The sequence below is a fragment of the Blautia sp. MSK17_66 genome (assembly GCF_020538025.1).
GTDB lineage: Bacteria > Bacillota > Clostridia > Lachnospirales > Lachnospiraceae > Blautia_A.
The window spans coordinates 1-2953 of record NZ_JAJBNQ010000057.1; the positions used below are offsets into that span (position 1 = coordinate 1).

The 2953-nt window shown below is 45.4% G+C and carries 3 protein-coding genes; all 3 read left to right on the forward strand.

The genetic code is table 11. The annotated features are described in order from the left end of the window. Nucleotides 1-272 precede the first annotated feature (272 nt). Nucleotides 273-932, forward strand: a complete 660-nt coding sequence (locus tag LIR34_RS17370; protein ID WP_015525013.1) for a response regulator transcription factor — start codon at nucleotides 273-275, stop codon at nucleotides 930-932. 2 nt (nucleotides 933-934) lie between these two features. Next, on the forward strand, nucleotides 935-2194 hold the full coding sequence (locus tag LIR34_RS17375; protein ID WP_114001670.1) for a sensor histidine kinase: 1260 nt from the start codon (nucleotides 935-937) through the stop codon (nucleotides 2192-2194). Nucleotides 2195-2304: 110 nt separating this feature from the next. After that, on the forward strand, nucleotides 2305-2953 hold a 649-nt coding region (locus tag LIR34_RS17380), incomplete at its 3' end, for a DUF6034 family protein (protein WP_244092367.1).

Below are 2953 nucleotides of genomic sequence, written 5' to 3' on the forward strand. Positions count from 1 at the left end.
TGAGCAAGAAGCCCCCACTTCAAAATCAGAGATTTAAGTGGTGGGAGCATGTCACTGTTTGGATTCGTAATGGCAAAAAAGATAAGAGACAAAAATCTATAATTTCAGTTTTATTGTACTTTTCTAATTCGAGACACACTGTGCCCTGAATTGAACTGGTCACATTATCGTGCCCTGATGCGTATAAATGATGAGAAAGCAAGAACAAATGCAATGTAGACTTGGGATATAAAAAACTATACTATAGAAAAGCGTTAGAGGTGGCAGCGGGAATGAAAAATAAAATTTTGGTGATAGAAGATGACCGTGCAATTTCAGAATTGCTGTGCATGAACCTGGAGGCAGCAGGGTATGAGACTGTGGCAGCGTATGATGGGGAAGAAGCCCAGAGGCTACTCTTATGGCAGGAGGATGCGGACCTGGCAGTAGTGGATATCATGCTGCCGGGAAAAGACGGGTTTGCATTGATGGAGGATTTTAAAAAGAAGGAGCTTCCGGTGCTCTACCTGACTGCAAAGGATGATGTGGCTTCCAAGGTGAAGGGATTAAAGCTGGGTGCGGAAGATTATATGGTAAAACCTTTTGAGATGCTGGAACTTCTGGTACGCATTGAAAAGGTACTGGAGAGGACGGGACGGGCCAAGAAAGTCTTAACGGTCCGGAACATCCTGGTGGACATGCAAAGCCATCAGGTCTACAAAGACGGGCTTCCGGTAAGCCTAAAGCCGATGGAATATGACCTCTTTGTGCTGCTCCTGCAAAATAAGAACATTGCGCTTGGAAGGGAAGAACTGTTAAAACGGGTCTGGGGAGAAAACTACCTGGGAGAAAGCAGGACGGTGGATGTCCATATCGGACAGCTCAGAAAAAAGCTGGAACTTTATGATGAGATCAGGACGATCCCGAAACTTGGATACCGTCTGGAGGAATAAGGATGAAGCTGTGGAAACGAACGGTACTTCTTATGCTGGTAACGCTATTATGTGCCCTGATCCCAGTGGGAACGCTAAGTCTTTATATCACAGGAAAACGAAGCCTCAATAATGCTGCAGAGACCTACGGAAGACAGCTGGAAAATGGCAAGATACTCCTGGAACAATTTTGGGATAACAGCAAATATGAGCAGATGTCCGAGACTGGAAAGCAGGCTTATATGGGCTTTCAGTTCCAGCGATGCTGTGGGGAAGGCATGGCCCTGATCGACCGAAAAAGCAATGCCGTCATTGAAAATCTGACAAATTATAAAGTGGTGGGGCTCGAAAACTTAGACTTAAAGGATGAAGGAGATCCGTATGCCTACAAGATACAGAAACTGGGACAGAAATACCTCCTTCTCCAGCTGGAATCATTATCCAGACCGGAAGGATACGAAGTCCTCTCTGTCCGGGAAGTCACAGGGCTTTTTGCAGAGCTGAGACAGACCGCTGTCTGGTTTTTGGGAATTTATCTGGCTGTGTTCCTGATCGCCGGCCTTTTTATTTATATGATGATGCGAAGAACTGTGGAACAGATGGAGAAGCTACAGGAAGTGGCAGAGAAACAGGAGCTGCTCATGGGGGCACTTTCCCATGAAATGCGTACCCCGTTAACGTCCATTATCGGGTATTCGGATACCCTGCGCCATGTAAAGCTGAAAGATGAACAGAAAGACCGGGCACTGGAACATATCAACCGGGAGGGAAAACGCCTGGAGGCTCTTTCTGGGAAGATGCTGCAGATGCTGGGGCTTTATCAGAACCATGCCATACAGATGGAAATGACCATGGCAGGTGACCTTTTAAACCATGTCATAGACATGGAAAAAGAACAGGCAGAAAAGAAAGCGGTGCACCTCAAGATGGAATGTGAAGCCTTTTCCATGAAAATGGATCCGGCCTTGATGGAAAGCCTTCTGATAAACCTGATCGACAATGCCCTAAAGGCTACGGATGCCGGTGGAAGCATTTGGGTAAGGGCTTATGAGAAAGCTGGAAAAAAGATCTTTGAGGTGTCGGATACCGGAATGGGGATCCCGGAGGAAGAACTGGGAAAGATCACAGATGCATTTTATATGGTGGACAAATCACGAAGCCGAAAAGAAGGCGGATCCGGACTTGGGCTGGCACTCTGTGTGAAGGTGGCTGAAATCCATGGCGGATGCTTGAAAATCGAAAGCAGACAGAGAGAGGGAACCACGGTAAGAGCCATCTTCTGATTTACAATTTGTTTACATCTTGATGAATACATCGGCGAAGCAATATGGTACTCTTTTCTCATAAGAAGAGGGTACCTTTTTTAATACCGAAAGGAAAGGATGGAAAAAGGATGAAGAAAATAAAAATGTTTATGGGAGCCGTTCTGTGTATGAATCTTTTGACATTATCCGGATGTGACCGTATTGTCCAGTCTGCTGTTGTGGAAGAAAAGGATCAGACAGAACAGAAAAAAGAAGAGAAAAAGGAGACAGCTCAGAAAACCGTTGCCGAACAGGTACAGGCACCGGAAACATACCAGACAACGATCCAGGCAGATCTAAGATCAGCGGACCGGGAGGATAAAGAAACCCCGATGAATTTTACCCTGACAGCGGATGCACCGGTAAAAGTGCCGGATGTAGATGCAATCTGTTTAAAAAAAATAAAAAGAGTGGCGATTCCTGAAGAAGAACAGAATAAAATAAAAGACACATTCGGAAAAGGACAGCCCATGCAGGAAGAGAAGAATGAGAACGAACAGGCGGGGACATATACAGTAGATGGACTGACCTATCGGTATTCTTATACACAGAGTGAGCAGGTATCAGATGTGGAGGAACTTGGATTTCAGATAGCGAAGTTTAGCTTTGACGATTGTGGGGACATGACCCTGGCATCAAGTGAGAAAAAAGAAAGGGAAGAACGCTTTCAAAATTATATAAAGGCAGGAAGCGGGAAAGTGTCTGAAAAGGAAGCAAAGGAGAAGGTTTCAGGTCTTG

Excerpts from the sequence above, each read along its gene's own strand:
- LIR34_RS17370 (WP_015525013.1), top strand. The coding sequence starts at position 273 with ATGAAAAATAAAATTTTGGTGATAGAAGATGACCGTGCAATTTCAGAA.
- LIR34_RS17375 (WP_114001670.1), top strand. The coding sequence starts at position 935 with ATGAAGCTGTGGAAACGAACGGTACTTCTTATGCTGGTAACGCTATTA.